This window comes from Micromonospora sp. NPDC047753, from assembly GCF_040642735.1.
Taxonomy (GTDB): Bacteria; Actinomycetota; Actinomycetes; order Mycobacteriales; family Micromonosporaceae; genus Micromonospora.
Genome location: NZ_JBEYSL010000123.1, coordinates 1 through 14,894 on the forward strand (window position 1 = coordinate 1; position 14,894 = coordinate 14,894).

A 14,894-nucleotide genomic window follows, 5' to 3' on the forward strand; every position below is an offset into this window, starting at 1 on the left:
ACCAGACCCGCGTGGTCGGCGGTCCGCCACTCCGGGCGATTTCCCATATGCCCTTTTTGCGCAGCTCGGCAGCTCTATTCTGACTGCCGGGTTTGTCGGAGAAAGGGGCGACGGTGCGCGCACTGACCACGGGGGCGACGGGCCGGCGTGACCGGCAAGCCAGGCGGAAGTCGTGACGCGGGGCAGCACCACCGCCCGGGCCGCGGGGATCGTGACGCTGGTGGTGGCGGGGCTGCTCGGCTCCGCGTACATGCTGGGCCGCAGCCTCGTCCCCGACCAGACGCCTCGGCATTCCACCGGTGTCACCACGAGCGCCGACGGACCGCACTACGCCGACCAACCCAGCGTCGGCGAGCCGGGCGGAGCCCCGAGCGCCAGCGCCAGCGCGAGCGCGAGCGCGGCCGAGACCGGCCCGGCCGAGACCGGCCAGGACGGGTCCGGACGGGTGGCCGGAGGCGACAACCTGTTCGGCGCGCACGCCACCACCGGCACCCCGCGGCTCGCGCTGACCTTCGACGACGGGCCGGACCCGCGCTACACGCCGCAGGTCCTCGCCCTCCTGCGCGAATACGACGTGCGCGCCACGTTCTGCGTCGTCGGCGAGAACGCGCAGGACCACCCCGACCTGATCCAGTCGATCGTGGACGACGGGCACACCCTGTGCAACCACTCCTGGCACCACGACGTCGGCCTGGGCACCCGGTCGGCCGACGCGATCCGCTCCGACCTTCTGCGCACCAACGCGGCGATCCGGGCGGCGGTGCCGAACGCGCCGATCGTCTGGTACCGCCAGCCGGGCGGAGCGTGGACGTACCCGGTGGTGTCGGTGGCGCGGCAGCTCGGCATGACCCCGCTTCACTGGTCGGTGGACCCGTCGGACTGGGAGCTACCCGGCGCCACCAAGATCACCGCGACGGTGCTGAGCCAGGCCGCGCCGGGCTCGGTGGTGCTGCTGCACGACGCCGGTGGGGACCGGCAGGGCACGATGGACGCGCTGCGCCGCATCCTGCCCGACCTGACCGCCCGGTTCGAGCTGGAGGCACTCCCCACCGACCCGACGTGAGCCGGGGCTTTACGGCGACGCTCCGGGCGTCACGACACGCAACGGATACGGTGGCGGGATGAGCAGCGCGGAGCCGACCAGCGACCAGGTGACCCGGAGCGACCAGCTGGCGCCGGCGGAGATCGCCGACGTACTCGCCCTCGCCGGCGCCGCAGGTGACACGGACGGAGCCGACCCGCTCGACGAACACGTCCTGCTGCGGCTGCGCGACCCCGACGCCCCCGCCGTGCATCTGATCGCCCGCGCCGACGACGGCACCCTCACCGGGTACGCGCACCTGGACACCACCGACCCGGTCGGTGGAATCGGGGTGGAGCTGGTCGTGCACCCCGCGTACCGGCGGCGGGGCACCGGGCGGGCGCTCGCCAGGGGCGTACTCGCCTCGGCCACCGGGCCGCTGCGGGCGTGGGCGCACGGCGACCACCCCTCGGCCGCCGCGCTCGCCGTCGACCTCGGCTTCGCCCGCGCCCGGGTGCTCTGGCAGCTGCGCCGGCCCCTGGCCGCCCCGCTGGGTGAGCCGCGCCTGCCCGACGGGGTGGCACTACGCGCGTTCCGGCCCGGGGCGGACGACGCGGCCTGGTTGGCCCTCAACGCACGGGCCTTCGCCGAACACCCCGAACAGGGCCGGTGGACGTCGGACGACCTGCGGGTCCGCCTCGCCGAGCCGTGGTTCGATCCGGCAGGCTTCCTGCTCGCCGAAGAGACCGCGACCGGCCGACTGCTCGGTTTCCACTGGACCAAGGTGCACGAGCGGCCGGGGTCGGCCCGGATCGGCGAGGTGTACGTCCTGGGGGTGGAGCCGACCGCGCACGGTGGCGGGCTGGGCCGGGCCCTGACCACCGCCGGGTTGGCACACCTGCGGGACAAGCGTGGCCTCGACCGGGTGATGCTCTTCGTGGACGACTCGAACACCGGGGCCGTCGCGCTCTACGAGCGGCTGGGCTTCGCCCGCTGGTCCGCGCACATCAACTACCACCTGGGCTGACCGTCGGCCGTCGCTCCGAACGCGTCACCGATGGGTAACGGGCGAGCGTCGGCGGGATAACGCTGAACCGGAAATATAGCCATACTTCCGACAGGTGTATCCGGGTTCACTTAACGGACAACTCACCCTCAGCAAGCGGTCACCTCAGGGGCCGTACGTGTTCACCTTGCGTTCACTTGCGACCGGCGAACCGGCTACCTGGCACTTCTAACTTTCGTGTCAGCCGGTCAGTGCCGGTCCTCGGGCCCCGGGATCGGGGCGCCAAGTCAGACGCGAAGGGAAACCCCTCAGGTGAAGCTCCAGCGGTACGGCACTATTGCCTGCCTCGCTCTTGCCGCGACGCTCGGCCTCAGTGCATGCGGCTCGGACAACAACGAGCCCGCCTCCGGCGCGAGCGCCTCGGGCTCGGCCGCCGCGGTCGACTGCGCTACCGGCACGCTGAACGCCCAGGGCTCGTCGGCGCAGAAGAACGCCATGGCCGAGTGGATCAAGGCGTACCAGCAGAAGTGCCAGGGCACCACGATCAACTACGAGGCTTCCGGCTCGGGCGCCGGCATCCAGGCGTTCATCGCCGGGACCGCCGACTTCGCCGGCTCCGACTCCGCGCTCAAGCCGGAGGAGCAGCCGCAGGCGGACGCCAAGTGCGTCGGTGGCAAGGCCATCCACCTGCCGATGGTGATCGGCCCGGTGGCCGTCGCCTACAACGTCAGCGGCGTGGACAACCTCCAGCTCAAGCCGGCCACCCTGGCGAAGATCTTCGCTGGCAAGGTCACCAAGTGGGACGACGCCACGATCAAGGCCGACAACCCGGAAGCCAAGCTCCCGGCGACCACGATCCAGACCGTCCACCGTTCGGACGAGTCGGGCACCACCGACAACTTCACCAAGTACCTCTCGAAGACCGCTGAGAGCGACTGGACCCTGGGCAACGCCAAGGCGTGGAAGGCCCCGGGCGGCACCGGCGCCAAGGGCTCGGACGGCGTCGCCAGCCGGGTCAAGGGCGCCGACGGCTCCATCGGCTACATGGAGTGGTCGTTCGCCGAGAACGCCGGTCTGAAGATGTCGAAGATCGGCAACGGCAACGGCGAGTTCGCCGCGCTGACCGCCGAGGCGGCCGGCAAGACCATCGCGGGCGCTGCCATCGAGGGTCAGGGCGACGACCTCAAGCTGAAGATCGACTACAACACCAAGGAGGCCGGGGCGTACCCGATCGTCCTGGCCACGTACGAGATCGTCTGCAGCAAGGGCCTCGCGGCCGACAAGCTGAAGCTGGTCAAGGGCCTGCTGGGCCACGCCGCCAGCGCCGAGGGCCAGGCCTCTCTCACCGAGCTGGGCTACGCCCCGCTGCCGGAGACGGTCCGCACCAAGGTCGAGACCGCGGTCAAGAACCTCTCCTGACCCGATTCCACACCTCCGCAACCGAATCGAGCGAGCAGATGGGTGAAACCCCTCACCGCTCGGCCGACGCCGGCACCGGCGGGACGCGCGTGACCCAGAGTCACGAGTGGCCCGCCGGTGCCTCGGCGCGTGTGGCCGAGGCACCAGTCAGCACCCGTTCCCCGGGCGGCACCGGGCTGGGCGGCGGCGGCGCGCTGCCGCGCAGCCGTAAGTTCGGCGCCGAGCGGGCCTTCCGCGGCCTCACTCTGGCCGCCGGCACCGCCGTTCTGGTCATCATCGCCGCCATCGCGATCTTCCTGGTCGCCAAGGCGGTGCCGGCCCTACGCGCCAACACCGAGAACTTCTGGTCCTACGAGGGCTGGTCCCCCAACGACACCGAGCCGAAGTTCGGCATCGGTGCGCTGGCCTTCGGCACCGTGCTCAGCTCGGCGCTCGCCCTGCTCATCGCGGTGCCGGTGGCGCTCGGCATCGCGCTCTACCTCTCGCACTACGCGCCGCGCCGGTTGGGCACCGCGCTCGGCTTCCTGGTCGACCTGCTGGCCGCCGTACCGAGCGTGGTCTTCGGCCTCTGGGGGCGGGACGTGTTCAGCAGCCCCGTCCGGGACTTCTCGGTCTGGCTGAACCAGCACTTCGGCTGGATCCCGCTCTTCGGTGGCGACGGCCCCTTCGGGGCGTCCGTCATGCTCGGCGCCCTGGTGCTCGCGATCATGGTGCTGCCGATCATCACCTCGCTCTCCCGCGAGGTGTTCCTCCAGACGCCGACGGCGAACGAGGAGGCCGCCCTCGCCCTGGGCGCCACCCGCTGGGAGATGCTCCGCACCGCGGTGCTCCCCTACGGCCGTCCCGGCATCATCGCCGCGATGATGCTCGGCCTCGGTCGTGCGCTCGGCGAGACCATCGCCCTGGCGCTGACCCTCGGCATCACCTTCGGCATCTCGTTCAACCTGATCCAGAACGGCGGCAACACCATCGCCGCCAACATCGCCAACGCGTTCGGCGAGGCGAACGAGACCGGCCGGGGCGCGCTCATCGCCTCCGGTCTGGTGCTGTTCACCATCACGCTGATCGTCAACATCACGGCGCGGGCGATCATCTACCGCCGCCGGGAGTTCACGGAGTCGGCCGCATGACCACAACCGCCACCTCCCACCGCACCCGGCCGCCGGCCCAGCCCGACTCGCTGCGGGCAAAGCGACTTCCCTGGTACGCCGCCCCGGCCGTCGCCGTGGCAGCCCTGGCGCTCTCCGCCGTGGTCGTCTACGGCACCGGCATCGGCGGCCCGGTCCTCGTGGTCGTCCTTGGCGCGATCCTCTACCTGGTCGGGCTCTTCGCCGCCGCCAACGCGGTCGAAGGACGCCGATCGGCCCGCAACCGCACCTGGAGCGCACTGATCCACTCCGCCTTCGTGCTGGCGGTGCTGCCGCTCGTGTCGGTGGTCTGGACGCTGGTCAGCAAGGGTGCCGACCGACTCGACGTCAACTTCTTCCAGACCTCGATGAACAACATCGGGGCCCGGGACGCCAACGGCGGCGCGTACCACGCGATCGTCGGCACGCTGGAGCAGGTCGGCATCGCCACCCTGATCACCGTCCCGCTCGGCGTTCTCTGCGCGATCTACATCGTCGAGTACGGGCGGGGCAAGTTCGCCTTCGCGATCCGGTTCTTCGTGGACGTGATGACCGGCATCCCGTCGATCGTCTCCGGCCTCTTCGTGCTGGCGTTCTGGGTGCTCATCGTGTCGCCGTGGTTCAACGACGGTCGGCCCAGCTTCTCCGGCTTCGCCGCCGCGCTCGCGCTGAGCGTGCTCATGCTGCCCACCATCGTCCGGTCCACCGAGGAGATGCTCCGCCTCGTACCGGCGCCACTGCGCGAGGGCGCGTACGCGCTCGGCGTACCCAAGTGGAAGACCATCCTGCGGGTGGTCCTGCCGACGGCGCTGCCCGGCATCGTCACCGGCGTCATGCTCGCCATCGCCCGCGCGGCCGGCGAGACGGCCCCGGTGCTGCTGGTCGCCGGCGGTGGGGCCGCGATCAACACCAACCCCTTCGAGAACAACCAGTCGTCGCTGTCCCTCTTCGTCTACCAGCAGGCCGGCGACGCGTCGAAGTACGCCCCGGCACGGGCGTGGACCGCGGCACTCACCCTGGTCGCCCTCGTGCTCATCCTGACGATCGCGGCGAAGCTGCTGGCCCGTCGCAACAGGCTCAGCCGATGAACCCCGGAGGTACCACCATGGCCAAGCGCGTCTCCGCCTCGAACGTCACCGCGTACTACGGCGGCTTCAAGGCGATCGAGAACATCAACCTGACGGTCGAGCCGAAGACGGTCACCGCTCTCATCGGGCCGTCCGGTTGCGGCAAGTCGACGTTCCTGCGGTCGATCAACCGGATGCACGAGGTGCTGCCGGGGGCCCGGGTCGAGGGCAGCCTGACCATCGACGACCAGGACATCTACGACCGGGACGTGGACGTCACAGCGGTCCGGCGCACCATCGGCATGGTCTTCCAGCGGCCGAACCCGTTCCCCACCATGAGCATCTTCGAGAACGTGGTGGCCGGGCTGAAGCTCAACGGGGTCCGCAAGAAGTCGATCCTGGAGGACGCGGCCGAGAAGGCCCTGCGCGCCGCGAACCTGTGGGGCGAGGTCAAGGACCGGCTGGGCAAGCCCGGCGCGGGCCTCTCCGGCGGTCAGCAGCAGCGGCTCTGCATCGCCCGGACCATCGCGGTCGAGCCGCAGGTCGTCCTGATGGACGAGCCGTGCTCCGCCCTGGACCCGATCTCCACGCTGGCGATCGAGGACCTGATGTTCCAGCTCAAGGACAAGTTCACGATCATCATCGTGACGCACAACATGCAGCAGGCAGCGCGTGTCTCGGACCGGACCGCCTTCTTCTCGATCGAGAAGACCGGCGACCCGGGCCGGCTGATCGAGTACGACAACACCCAGAAGATCTTCAGCAACCCGAGCGTGAAGAAGACCGAGGACTACATCACCGGCCGCTTCGGCTGAGCCGACCTCGTCCGGTCACCGGCGCCCCGCCTCCCGGCGTGGGCGCCGGTGCCATGTCCGCCGCCAACACCGCCCCGCCGGCCGGCCGGCCGCGTGGTGCGGCCGGGCCATCACGCCGCCGGCCCCGTCCCAGGGTCGCGGTGGCGGGCATCGAGGGCGCGCAGACAACGAACGTGGGCGACCGAGACTGCGGCACGGTGTCTGGGCTCAGCCCAGGACGAAGCGGGGTTCGCCGTCCGGGGGCAGGTCCAGGCGCGGGATGACCGGAGTGACGGCGTCCCGATCGGCCGCCGCCCGCGCCACCCCGGCCAGGTCACCGGCAGCCGCCACCTGGGCCAGTGTGACCAGGGTCGGTGGCAGCATGGTCAGCTCGCCGGCCTGCGCGCGGGCCAGCGCGTCCGCCGGGCGGATCCACAGGGTGTGGTCGGCCTCGCCGGAGACGTCGCGGGTCCGCTGGCCCGCCGGCAACAGGGCGACGAAGAAGTACGTGTCGAAGCGGCGCGGCTCGAACTCGGGAGTGATCCACCGACTCCAGGGCAGCAGCAGGTCCGACCGAAGCGTGAGCTGACGGTCGGCGAGCAGTGCCGCGAAGCCCAGCCGGCGTCCCTCCAGGTCCTGTCGGGCCGCCTCCCAGTCGTCGCCGCTGACGTCGCCCACCACGGTCTCCCGGTCCGGGCCCGCGAGCAGCACACCGGCCTCCTCGAAGACCTCCCGCGCTGCCGCGCAGACCACCGCCTGCGCGGCCTGCGGGGCCACTCCGAGACGGTCCGCCCACTCGCCCGGCGTCGGGCCGGCCCAGTCCAGGTGCGCCTCCGAGTCGGAGCGGTCCACCCCGCCTCCGGGGAAGGCGTACATCCCGCCGAAGGTCATCGCCGCGACCCGGCGGATGACGTACACCTCGAAATCGGCGTCGGTCGGACGCAGCAGCAACACGGTGGCCGCGACCCGCGGCGTCGCCGGGGTGCCGCCCTCGGCCTGGAACCGGCGGGCGTGCTCGACCAGGGCGGCCGGGGCGGGGAAGCCGTCACTGTCGATCGTCATGCCCGCGAGCCTAGTTCCCGCCTCGGGAACGCCGGCCGCGCGCTGGGCCATGGCGCGGTCGGCGCGGTCGGCGCGGTCGGCGCGGTCGGCGCGGTCGGCGCGGTCGGCGAGGTCGGCGAGGTCGGCGATTCGAGCGTGATGACCCTGAGACATCAATATGTCTCAGAGTCATCAGGCTCATCAGGGCGTCATGCCCAAAGCGCCGGGCCGGGATGTGGTTGCGTCGCAGGCCGGGCGGCGGGCGGTTCACCTGGCTGGGCTAGCGTTCCGGCATGACTCGTTGGGGCATCCTGGCCACCGGCCACATCGCCAGCCGTTTCGCCGAAGACCTCCGGCTGGTGCCGGACGCCGAGTTGGTCGCGGTCGGTTCCCGCGCCGCGGAGAGCGCACAGCGCTTCGCCGACACGTACGGCGCGAAGCGCGCCTACGGCTCCTGGGTGGAGCTGGCCGCCGACCCGGAGGTGGACGCGATCTACGTGGCGACCCCGCACTCCGCGCACTACGAGGCGGCGATGACCTGCCTCACCGCCGGTCGGGCTGTGCTGTTGGAGAAGCCGTTCACCCTCGACCTGGCCACCAGCACCGAGTTGGTGGAGACCGCCCGGGCCGCCGGTGTCTTCCTGATGGAGGCCATGTGGATGCGGCTGAATCCGATGATCCTGCGGGTCGTCGAGCTGATCGCGGACGGGGCGATCGGCACGGTGACCGGCGTCCGGGCCGACTTCGGGGTGGCCGGGCCGTTCCCGCCGGAGCACCGGATGCGCAACGCGGCGCTGGGCGGGGGCGCCCTCCTCGACCTGGGGATCTACCCGATCAGCCTGGCCCACCTGCTGCTCGGGGTGCCGCAGCACATCAGGTCCTGGGCGCAGCTCGGCCCGGAGGGGACGGACGAGAACACCGGCATGCTGTTCGGCTACGACACCGGAGCCCTGGCGACCCTGAGCTGCGGCATGGTCGGATTGAGCGGACAGACCGCCTCGATCACCGGCACCACGGGGCGGATCGACCTGCCCGAGCCGTTCTTCCGGCCAGGTTCGGTGACCCTGCACCGGGCCGGCGCGGAGCCGGAGACGATCGTCTCCGACGGAGCCGGCAACGGCTACCAGTACGAGGCGATCGAGGTGCAGCGCTGCCTGGCCGCCGGCCTGACCGAGAGCCCGGCGGTGCCGCACGCCACGACCCTCGAGGTGATGACCCTGCTGGACACGGTCCGCGAGCAGATCGGCGTGCGCTACGTCTGAACGGCGGAAGGCCCCCGGCCACGGCTGAACCGTGACCGGGGGCCTTTCCGGAGACTCAGCCGAAGAGCGGCCGGACCAGCAGGTACGTGACGCACGCGATCAGCGCGGCGGCCGGGAACGTGATGATCCAGGCGAGCACGATGTTGCCGGCCACGTTCCAGCGAACCGCGGAGAGTCGCTTGGTCGCGCCCACACCCATGATCGCCGAGGTGATGGTGTGGGTGGTGGAGATCGGGGCCTTCAGGACCAGGGCGTTGAAGTAGAGCACAGCGCTGGCGACGGTCTCGGCGGCGAAGCCCTCCGGCGGACCCAGGTCGATGATCTTGCGACCGAGGGTACGGATGATCCGCCAACCGCCCGCGTAGGTGCCGAGAGCGAGCATCGTCGCCGAGGTCCAGAACACCCAACCCGGGATGTGCGTCTTGCTCTCCTGGAAACCGCCGGTGTAGAGCGCCAGCACCACGATGCCCATGGTCTTGGCGGCGTCCTGCATGCCGTGGCCGACCGACATGGCGGCCGCCGAGGCGGTCTGCGCCCAACGGAAGCCCCGGTTGAGCTTGCCCGGCTGTCCCTTTCGGAACAGCCACAGGATGGCCAGCATCAGCAGGTAACCGAGGGTGAGGCCGACGATCGGCGACAGCACCATCGGCAGCAGCACCTTCACGCCGATGTTGCCCCACTGCACGATGCCGCCGGTGGAGAGCAGGGTGGCGCCGACCAGGCCGCCGAAGAGCGCGTGCGAGGACGACGAGGGCAGACCGAAGTACCAGGTGATCAGGTTCCAGGCGATCGCTCCGAGCACCCCGGCGAAGACCACACCGAGGCTGCTCACCCCGGTGGGGAGGGTGACCAGACCGTCGCCGACGGTCTTGGCGACGCCGGCGCCGAAGTGGGCGCCGATGAAGTTGCCGACCGCGGCGAGCGCCAGGGCGATCCGGGGTGTCAGCGCCCGGGTGGAGACGCTTGTGGCGATCGCGTTGGCGGCGTCGTGGAAGCCGTTGGTGTAGTCGAACGCCAGGGCCACCGCGATCACCGCCAGCACGGCGATGAGTTCAGGGGACACCGGCTCAGGACTCCTTGACGGCGATGGTCTCGACGGTGTTGGCCACGTGCTCGAAGGCGTCGCAGGCAGCCTCCAGCTCGTCGGCGACCTCCTTCATCTTCAGCACCGTCAACGCGTCGTACTCACCCGAGAAGAGGCGGACGAGCAGCTGCCGGTTGATCCGGTCGCCCTCGTTCTCCAGCCGGTTGCACTCGATCCAGTAGTCCTCGAGGTCCTTCATCGACTTCAGCCGGGGCATCGCGTCGGCGGTCAGCTTGGCCTGCTGGTCGAGCACGTTGACCATCTCGTGCAGCTCGCGGGGCAGCGCCGGAAGCTCGGTCAACCCGTACAGGTAGAGCAGGTCGCCCACCGCTTCCAGGTGGTCCATCACGTCGTCCAGCAATGAGCCGAGCCGGTAGATGTCCTCCCGGTCGAACGGGGTGATGAACGTCGAGTTGATCTTCTTGTAGAGGTCGTGGGTGATCTGGTCGCTGTCGTGCTCGACCTCGGTCAGCCGCTCGCTGACGGACTGCACGTCCACGCCGGGCAGGGCCAGTTCGTTGAGCAGCGCGGTGCCCCGGACCAGGTTCTGCGCGGCCCTGGTGAAGAGCTCGTAGAAGGCGCCCTCGGTGGGGCGGAAGGAAAACTTCACAGCACAGACCTCGTCGCGTCGGTGGAAGGGTGGCGGTGCCCGAGAGCGCCCGCTCGGTGAATGCTAGGAAACGGCGGAACCGGGAATTCGCCGGCCCACCCCTGGCCAGGCGTCATTCACCGCTCGTTCACCTGCCGTTCATCTCGGCCGCCCCACCAGCACCCGCTCCCCCAGCCAGTAGGCGCTTCCGCTCCCGCGCCACGTCGAAATCGGCAGCCGGATACCCCAGTTCAAGCGTGTCGAACGTCTCACGCAGCAGGTGGGCCACCGCCCAGTCCCGGTACCACTTGCGGTCCGCCGGCACCACGAACCAGGGTGCGGCGTCCGTGCCGCACCGGCTCAGGGCCTCGGCGTACGCAGCCTGATAGTCGTCCCAGTGCCCTCGCGAGTCGATGTCGGAGGGGTTGTACTTCCAGTGCTTACGCGGGTCGGTGAGCCGATCCATCAGGCGCTTGCCCTGCTCGGCGTACGAGATGTGCAGCATCACCTTGATCAGGGTGACGCCGCCCTCGGTCAGCTCCTGCTCGAACGAGTTGATCTCGTCATAGCGGGCTCGCCAGGTCGTCTCCGGCACCAGCGAGCCGACCCGGGCGATCAACACGTCCTCGTAGTGCGAACGGTTGAACATCCCCACGTAGCCCTGCGGTGGCAGCTCCCGACGGATCCGCCAGAGGAAGTCGTGCCGCAACTCCTGGCGGGTCGGCGGCCCGAACGAGCGGATGTGCAGGCCCAGCGGGTTCATCGCGCCGGCCACCCGCTTGATCGTGCCGTCCTTGCCGCCGCAGTCCATGGCCTGGAGCACCAGCAGCACCCGCTGCGCCGGCCGTTCCGACCCGGTCTTGGCCATCGCGAAAAGCATCTCCTGCTGCCGGCCCAGCTCCTCGCCGACCAGTTCCACCTGCTCCCGCGCCCAGGTCTTACGGTGCTCGCCGCGGCCCGCGGGCTCCGGTAGGCCGGGCATGGACCGCGGGTCGATCGCGCCGAGATCCACCGGCGCGGTGACCCGCAGCAGGTCCCGCACGGAACCGCCCTCGGGTGCCACGACCTGCCCTTGCTGGGGTGCGCTCATGCACGGATCATCGCCCACCCACCGCCGTTCCGCCCGCCGAGGCCCACCTCCGAACCTGGCCCACCGATCGACACCGACCGACCTGCGCCCACGGCGAGCACAGGTTCGCCGGGCCGCCTCGGGGCAGCCGGCGAGCCCACTCGGCGGGAGGATGTAGCCCGGGACGCCGACCGGAAGGGGTGGTGGGTCGTGCGGGAGCTGGCGACGGAGTTCGAGGCCGAGCGGAGCCGGTTGCTCGCGGTGGCCCACCGGATGCTGGGCAGCCGCAGCGAGGCGGAGGACGCCGTACAGGAGACCTGGCTGCGCTACGCCGGGGCGCTGGCCGACCCGGCGGCCCGCGCCGAGATCAGGGACCTGTCCGCGTGGCTGACCACCACCTGCGCTCGGATCTGTCTGGACGTGCTCCGCTCGGCCCGGGTCCGCCGGGAGGCGTACCCGGGGCAGTGGCTGCCGGAGCCGGTGGTGAGCCCATTGGGCGGCCGGCCGCCAGCCGACGGCTACGCACCCGACCCGGCGGAGCGGGCGGTGCGCACCGACGAGGTCGGCACGGCGCTGCTGGTGGTGCTGGAGCGGCTCGCGCCGGAGCAACGGGTCGCCCTCGTCCTGCACGACGTGTTCGCGCTGCCGTTCGCCCGGGTCGCGGGGGTGCTCGGCACCACTGAGGTGGCGGCCCGGCAGCTCGCCTCCCGGGCCCGGCGGGCGGTCACCTCGCCGGACGTACCCCGGCACACCGCCGACCCGGCTGAGCAGCGTCGGGTGCTCGAGGCGTTCGTCGCCGCCACCGAGTCCGGCGAGTTGGATCAACTGCTTGAGGTGCTCGCGCCGGACGTGGTCTTTATCGGCGACTCGGGCGGGCACTTCCCGGCCGCCCGGTGGCCGGTGTTCGGCGCGGACCCGGTGGCTCGCCTCACGCTCGGCCTGTTCGGCCGGACCGGCCGGTACACCGGCCGGGTGCTGGCTCGGCCCGTGCTCGTCGACGGCATTCTCGGCCTCCAGTTGGAGACCACGCACAGCGATGGTCGACCGATCCGCCTGGTCACCGCGTTCGCTGTCGACCAGGGCCGGATCACCGCCATCTACAACCAGCTCAACCCGGAGAAACTGACCGACCTGCCGCCACTGGGCGCCGACGACGGCTGGCCGCCACGCTGGTGAGCCGGCCAGACCGGCCGTGCGGCCTCAGACCACCAGGGCCAACCACTTGCGGTACGCGGTGGCGAACGGCTCGGTGCCGTCGCCGAGCGCCCTCAGCAGCCGCTGTGCCGCGGCCTCGGCCTCGGCCACGACGTCCTCCGGGTAGCCGAACCGGGCCCGGTGCTCGGCGAACTCGTCCTCGTCGAGCAGCTCCACCAGGCCGGTGGCCCGACGCCTGACGACGTCCAGGTCCAGGTCGATCAGGTGGACCGTGTCGTCGGACTCCCAGCGGGCCGGGGTGGTGATGTCGCAGTAGACCTCGCTGGTGCGGGGTGGGGGGTTGAACATGCCCGTCCACCAGGCGCGGTGTGGCACCAACAGCACGAACGGGATCTTCTCCACCGAGGGCCGGCCGTGGTAGACCGACTCGGTGCCCTCCGGCACGCCGAGCCAGACGCCGAGATCGTCCTCGGTGAGCCGACGGGCCGGGTAGTCGCGATGGGCGCTGCCGTCGTACTTGCGGTAGATCACTCGGACCATGTCGCTCGGCATGATTCGCACCCTAACCGATACAGCCCAACACGTCGTAGCGTGGCCGTAACCGGACGGGGTCGGCCGAGACACCCCGCCCCGGTCGGCATCGCGCCACGCGGCGGATGGGCGCGGTCGGTGTCGGCGGCGCCGGGTACCGTCGCACGGTGACTCCGCCCCGCACCGCCACCGGTTCCGCCACCCCGTCGGCCCGTGCCAAGGGCCGGCGGCGGGGTGCCCGACCCAGTGGCACCGAACTGCTGGCGGCGGCGGTCGGCGCGGTGCCCGGCGGTGCGGAGCGCCCCGGCCAACTGCAGATGACCACGGCGATCGAGGAGTGCGTGGCCGGCGGCGAGCATCTGCTCGTGCAGGCGGGCACCGGCACCGGCAAGTCACTGGCGTACCTCGCGCCGGCGCTCACTGTGGACGGTCCGGTGGTGGTCTCCACTGCCACCCTGGCGTTGCAGTCCCAGCTGGTCGACCACGACCTGCCCCGGCTCGCCGACGCGGTCGAGCCGGTGCTCGGCCGTCGGCCCACCTTCGCCGTGCTCAAGGGCCGCCATCACTACCTCTGCCTCGCCCGACTGGACAACTCCACCGAGGAGGAGCCGGAGGACACCCTCTTCGACGCCCCCGCGGCGCGCCCCGGCGGCGGGACGCTCGGCAAGCCTGGCCCGGCCCAGCCGGTGAAGTGGCTCGGTGAGGCGGGCCGGCTAAGCAAGCAGATCGAGCGGCTACGCGACTGGGCCGAGAAGACCGCCACCGGCGACCGGGACGAGCTGGACCCGGGCGTTGAGGACCAGGCCTGGCGGCTGGTGTCGATGCCGGCCCGCGAGTGCGTCGGCGCGGCCCGTTGCTCGTTCGGGCAGGAGTGCTTCGCCGAGGCGTCGCGGGCCCGCGCCCGGGAGGCCGACATCGTGGTGACCAACCACAGCCTGCTCGCTGTCGACATGCTCGCCGACCGGCACATCGTGCCGCCGCACAAGCTGCTCATCGTCGACGAGGCGCACGAGCTGGCCGACCGGGTCTCCTCCGCCGCCCAGGCGGAGCTGGTGCCCGAGCTGATCGACCGGACCACCCGGCGGGCCCGTACGCTGCTGCGCCCGGAGACCGCCGAGGCGCTCACCGCCGCCGGGGACGCCCTGGCGGTCGGGCTGGCCGAGGCGCCGGCCGGCCGGATCACCGCGGGGCTGCCGACGCCACTGCGGGAGGCGTGCACGCTGCTCGACGCGGCGACCCGCTCTGCCCTGGACGCGATCGGCGACATCAAGGCCGACGACCCCGACCCGGTCCGTAAGCAGCAGGCCAAGGCCGCCCTGGACGAGCTCTCCACCACCGCGCAGCGGCTACTGGAGGAGGGCGACCACGACGTGGCCTGGGTGGAGAAGAACGACAGCGGCAACCGCCGGGCGCTCGTGGTCGCGCCGCTGTCGGTGGCCGGCACCCTCGCCACCCACCTGTACGACGAACGCACCGTCGTGGCCACCTCGGCGACCCTGGCGCTGGGCGGCCGGTTCGACACTGTCGCCCGCGCCCTCGGGCTGGACGCGCCACCGCCCGCCCCGCCGACCCCCGCCGCAGCCGCACAGGCCGCCCGCACCGGCCCCGGCCGGCCGGCTGCCGAAGCGCCCGGCCCACGATGGTGGGCACGCTCATTCCCGGCCGGGGGCCCTTGGGTGGTCGCTCCCGCAGCCCCCACGCGCTCTCGATGGCCGGCGGGAGTACGGGC

At 71.5% G+C, this 14,894-nt stretch carries 14 protein-coding genes; 9 read left to right on the forward strand and 5 right to left on the reverse strand.

What is annotated here, in order from left to right; translation table 11 throughout:
• The first annotated feature begins 250 nt into the window (after positions 1-250).
• The 6 genes from ABZ749_RS13275 to pstB all read left to right on the forward strand — a co-directional run bounded on the left by ABZ749_RS13275 (position 251) and on the right by pstB (position 6,455).
• Positions 251-1,063 (forward strand): polysaccharide deacetylase family protein, encoded by an 813-nt coding sequence (locus ABZ749_RS13275; protein ID WP_357227143.1) that lies wholly within the window; start codon positions 251-253, stop codon positions 1,061-1,063.
• A 58-nt stretch (positions 1,064-1,121) separates the two neighbouring features.
• Complete coding sequence (mshD, locus tag ABZ749_RS13280) at positions 1,122-2,048, forward strand: mycothiol synthase (protein ID WP_357206454.1); 927 nt, start codon at positions 1,122-1,124, stop codon at positions 2,046-2,048.
• Positions 2,049-2,339: 291 nt separating this feature from the next.
• Entirely contained in the window at positions 2,340-3,446 is a 1,107-nt protein-coding gene (gene pstS / locus ABZ749_RS13285; protein WP_355005818.1) for a phosphate ABC transporter substrate-binding protein PstS, read from the forward strand.
• Between the two features lie 38 nt (positions 3,447-3,484).
• Positions 3,485-4,576 (forward strand): phosphate ABC transporter permease subunit PstC, encoded by a 1,092-nt coding sequence (gene pstC / locus ABZ749_RS13290; RefSeq protein WP_355005819.1) that lies wholly within the window; start codon positions 3,485-3,487, stop codon positions 4,574-4,576.
• Entirely contained in the window at positions 4,573-5,661 is a 1,089-nt protein-coding gene (gene pstA / locus ABZ749_RS13295) for a phosphate ABC transporter permease PstA (protein ID WP_357227128.1), read from the forward strand. Before pstC ends, pstA begins: the two co-directional genes overlap by 4 nt.
• 17 nt (positions 5,662-5,678) lie before the next feature.
• Positions 5,679-6,455 carry a phosphate ABC transporter ATP-binding protein PstB gene (gene pstB / locus ABZ749_RS13300; protein ID WP_112584183.1) on the forward strand — a complete coding sequence of 259 codons (777 nt, stop codon included), beginning with the start codon at positions 5,679-5,681 and terminating at the stop codon, positions 6,453-6,455.
• 207 nt (positions 6,456-6,662) lie between these two features.
• Here pstB and ABZ749_RS13305 read toward each other — a convergent pair whose 3' ends face one another.
• Positions 6,663-7,496, reverse strand: coding sequence for an NUDIX hydrolase (locus ABZ749_RS13305; protein WP_357227146.1), 834 nt, complete (start codon positions 7,494-7,496; stop codon positions 6,663-6,665).
• Between the two features lie 272 nt (positions 7,497-7,768).
• Here ABZ749_RS13305 and ABZ749_RS13310 point away from each other — a divergent pair, with 272 nt between their 5' ends.
• Complete coding sequence (locus ABZ749_RS13310) at positions 7,769-8,737, forward strand: Gfo/Idh/MocA family oxidoreductase (protein WP_357227131.1); 969 nt, start codon at positions 7,769-7,771, stop codon at positions 8,735-8,737.
• 55 nt (positions 8,738-8,792) lie between these two features.
• Here the strand turns inward: ABZ749_RS13310 and ABZ749_RS13315 are convergent, their stop codons facing one another.
• The 3 genes from ABZ749_RS13315 to ABZ749_RS13325 all read right to left on the reverse strand — a co-directional run bounded on the left by ABZ749_RS13315 (position 8,793) and on the right by ABZ749_RS13325 (position 11,500).
• Positions 8,793-9,800, reverse strand: coding sequence for an inorganic phosphate transporter (locus tag ABZ749_RS13315; RefSeq protein WP_357227134.1), 1,008 nt, complete (start codon positions 9,798-9,800; stop codon positions 8,793-8,795).
• A 4-nt stretch (positions 9,801-9,804) separates the two neighbouring features.
• Positions 9,805-10,431 (reverse strand): DUF47 family protein, encoded by a 627-nt coding sequence (locus tag ABZ749_RS13320; protein WP_053655020.1) that lies wholly within the window; start codon positions 10,429-10,431, stop codon positions 9,805-9,807.
• 127 nt (positions 10,432-10,558) lie between these two features.
• Positions 10,559-11,500, reverse strand: coding sequence for a PPK2 family polyphosphate kinase (locus ABZ749_RS13325; protein WP_355005826.1), 942 nt, complete (start codon positions 11,498-11,500; stop codon positions 10,559-10,561).
• A 189-nt stretch (positions 11,501-11,689) separates the two neighbouring features.
• Here ABZ749_RS13325 and sigJ point away from each other — a divergent pair, with 189 nt between their 5' ends.
• Positions 11,690-12,655, forward strand: a complete 966-nt coding sequence (sigJ, locus tag ABZ749_RS13330) for an RNA polymerase sigma factor SigJ (RefSeq protein ID WP_357227137.1) — start codon at positions 11,690-11,692, stop codon at positions 12,653-12,655.
• A gap of 24 nt (positions 12,656-12,679) precedes the next feature.
• Here sigJ and ABZ749_RS13335 read toward each other — a convergent pair whose 3' ends face one another.
• On the reverse strand, positions 12,680-13,186 hold the full coding sequence (locus ABZ749_RS13335) for a DUF402 domain-containing protein (RefSeq protein WP_357194051.1): 507 nt from the start codon (positions 13,184-13,186) through the stop codon (positions 12,680-12,682).
• A gap of 104 nt (positions 13,187-13,290) precedes the next feature.
• On the opposite strand from ABZ749_RS13335, the gene ABZ749_RS13340 reads away from it, so the two are divergent.
• Positions 13,291-14,894: ATP-dependent DNA helicase (locus tag ABZ749_RS13340; protein ID WP_357227140.1), on the forward strand; the 1,604-nt coding region annotated here is incomplete at its 3' end.

What these genes read in the sequence shown, in the direction of transcription:
- ABZ749_RS13305 (WP_357227146.1), bottom strand. Translation starts at nt 7,496, where the DNA reads ATGACGATCGACAGTGACGGCTTCCCCGCCCCGGCCGCCCTGGTCGAG.
- pstC (WP_355005819.1), top strand. Translation starts at nt 3,485, where the DNA reads ATGGGTGAAACCCCTCACCGCTCGGCCGACGCCGGCACCGGCGGGACG.
- ABZ749_RS13335 (WP_357194051.1), bottom strand. Translation starts at nt 13,186, where the DNA reads ATGCCGAGCGACATGGTCCGAGTGATCTACCGCAAGTACGACGGCAGC.
- ABZ749_RS13275 (WP_357227143.1), top strand. Translation starts at nt 251, where the DNA reads ATGCTGGGCCGCAGCCTCGTCCCCGACCAGACGCCTCGGCATTCCACC.
- pstA (WP_357227128.1), top strand. Translation starts at nt 4,573, where the DNA reads ATGACCACAACCGCCACCTCCCACCGCACCCGGCCGCCGGCCCAGCCC.
- mshD (WP_357206454.1), top strand. Translation starts at nt 1,122, where the DNA reads ATGAGCAGCGCGGAGCCGACCAGCGACCAGGTGACCCGGAGCGACCAG.
- ABZ749_RS13325 (WP_355005826.1), bottom strand. Translation starts at nt 11,500, where the DNA reads ATGAGCGCACCCCAGCAAGGGCAGGTCGTGGCACCCGAGGGCGGTTCC.
- ABZ749_RS13310 (WP_357227131.1), top strand. Translation starts at nt 7,769, where the DNA reads ATGACTCGTTGGGGCATCCTGGCCACCGGCCACATCGCCAGCCGTTTC.
- pstB (WP_112584183.1), top strand. Translation starts at nt 5,679, where the DNA reads ATGGCCAAGCGCGTCTCCGCCTCGAACGTCACCGCGTACTACGGCGGC.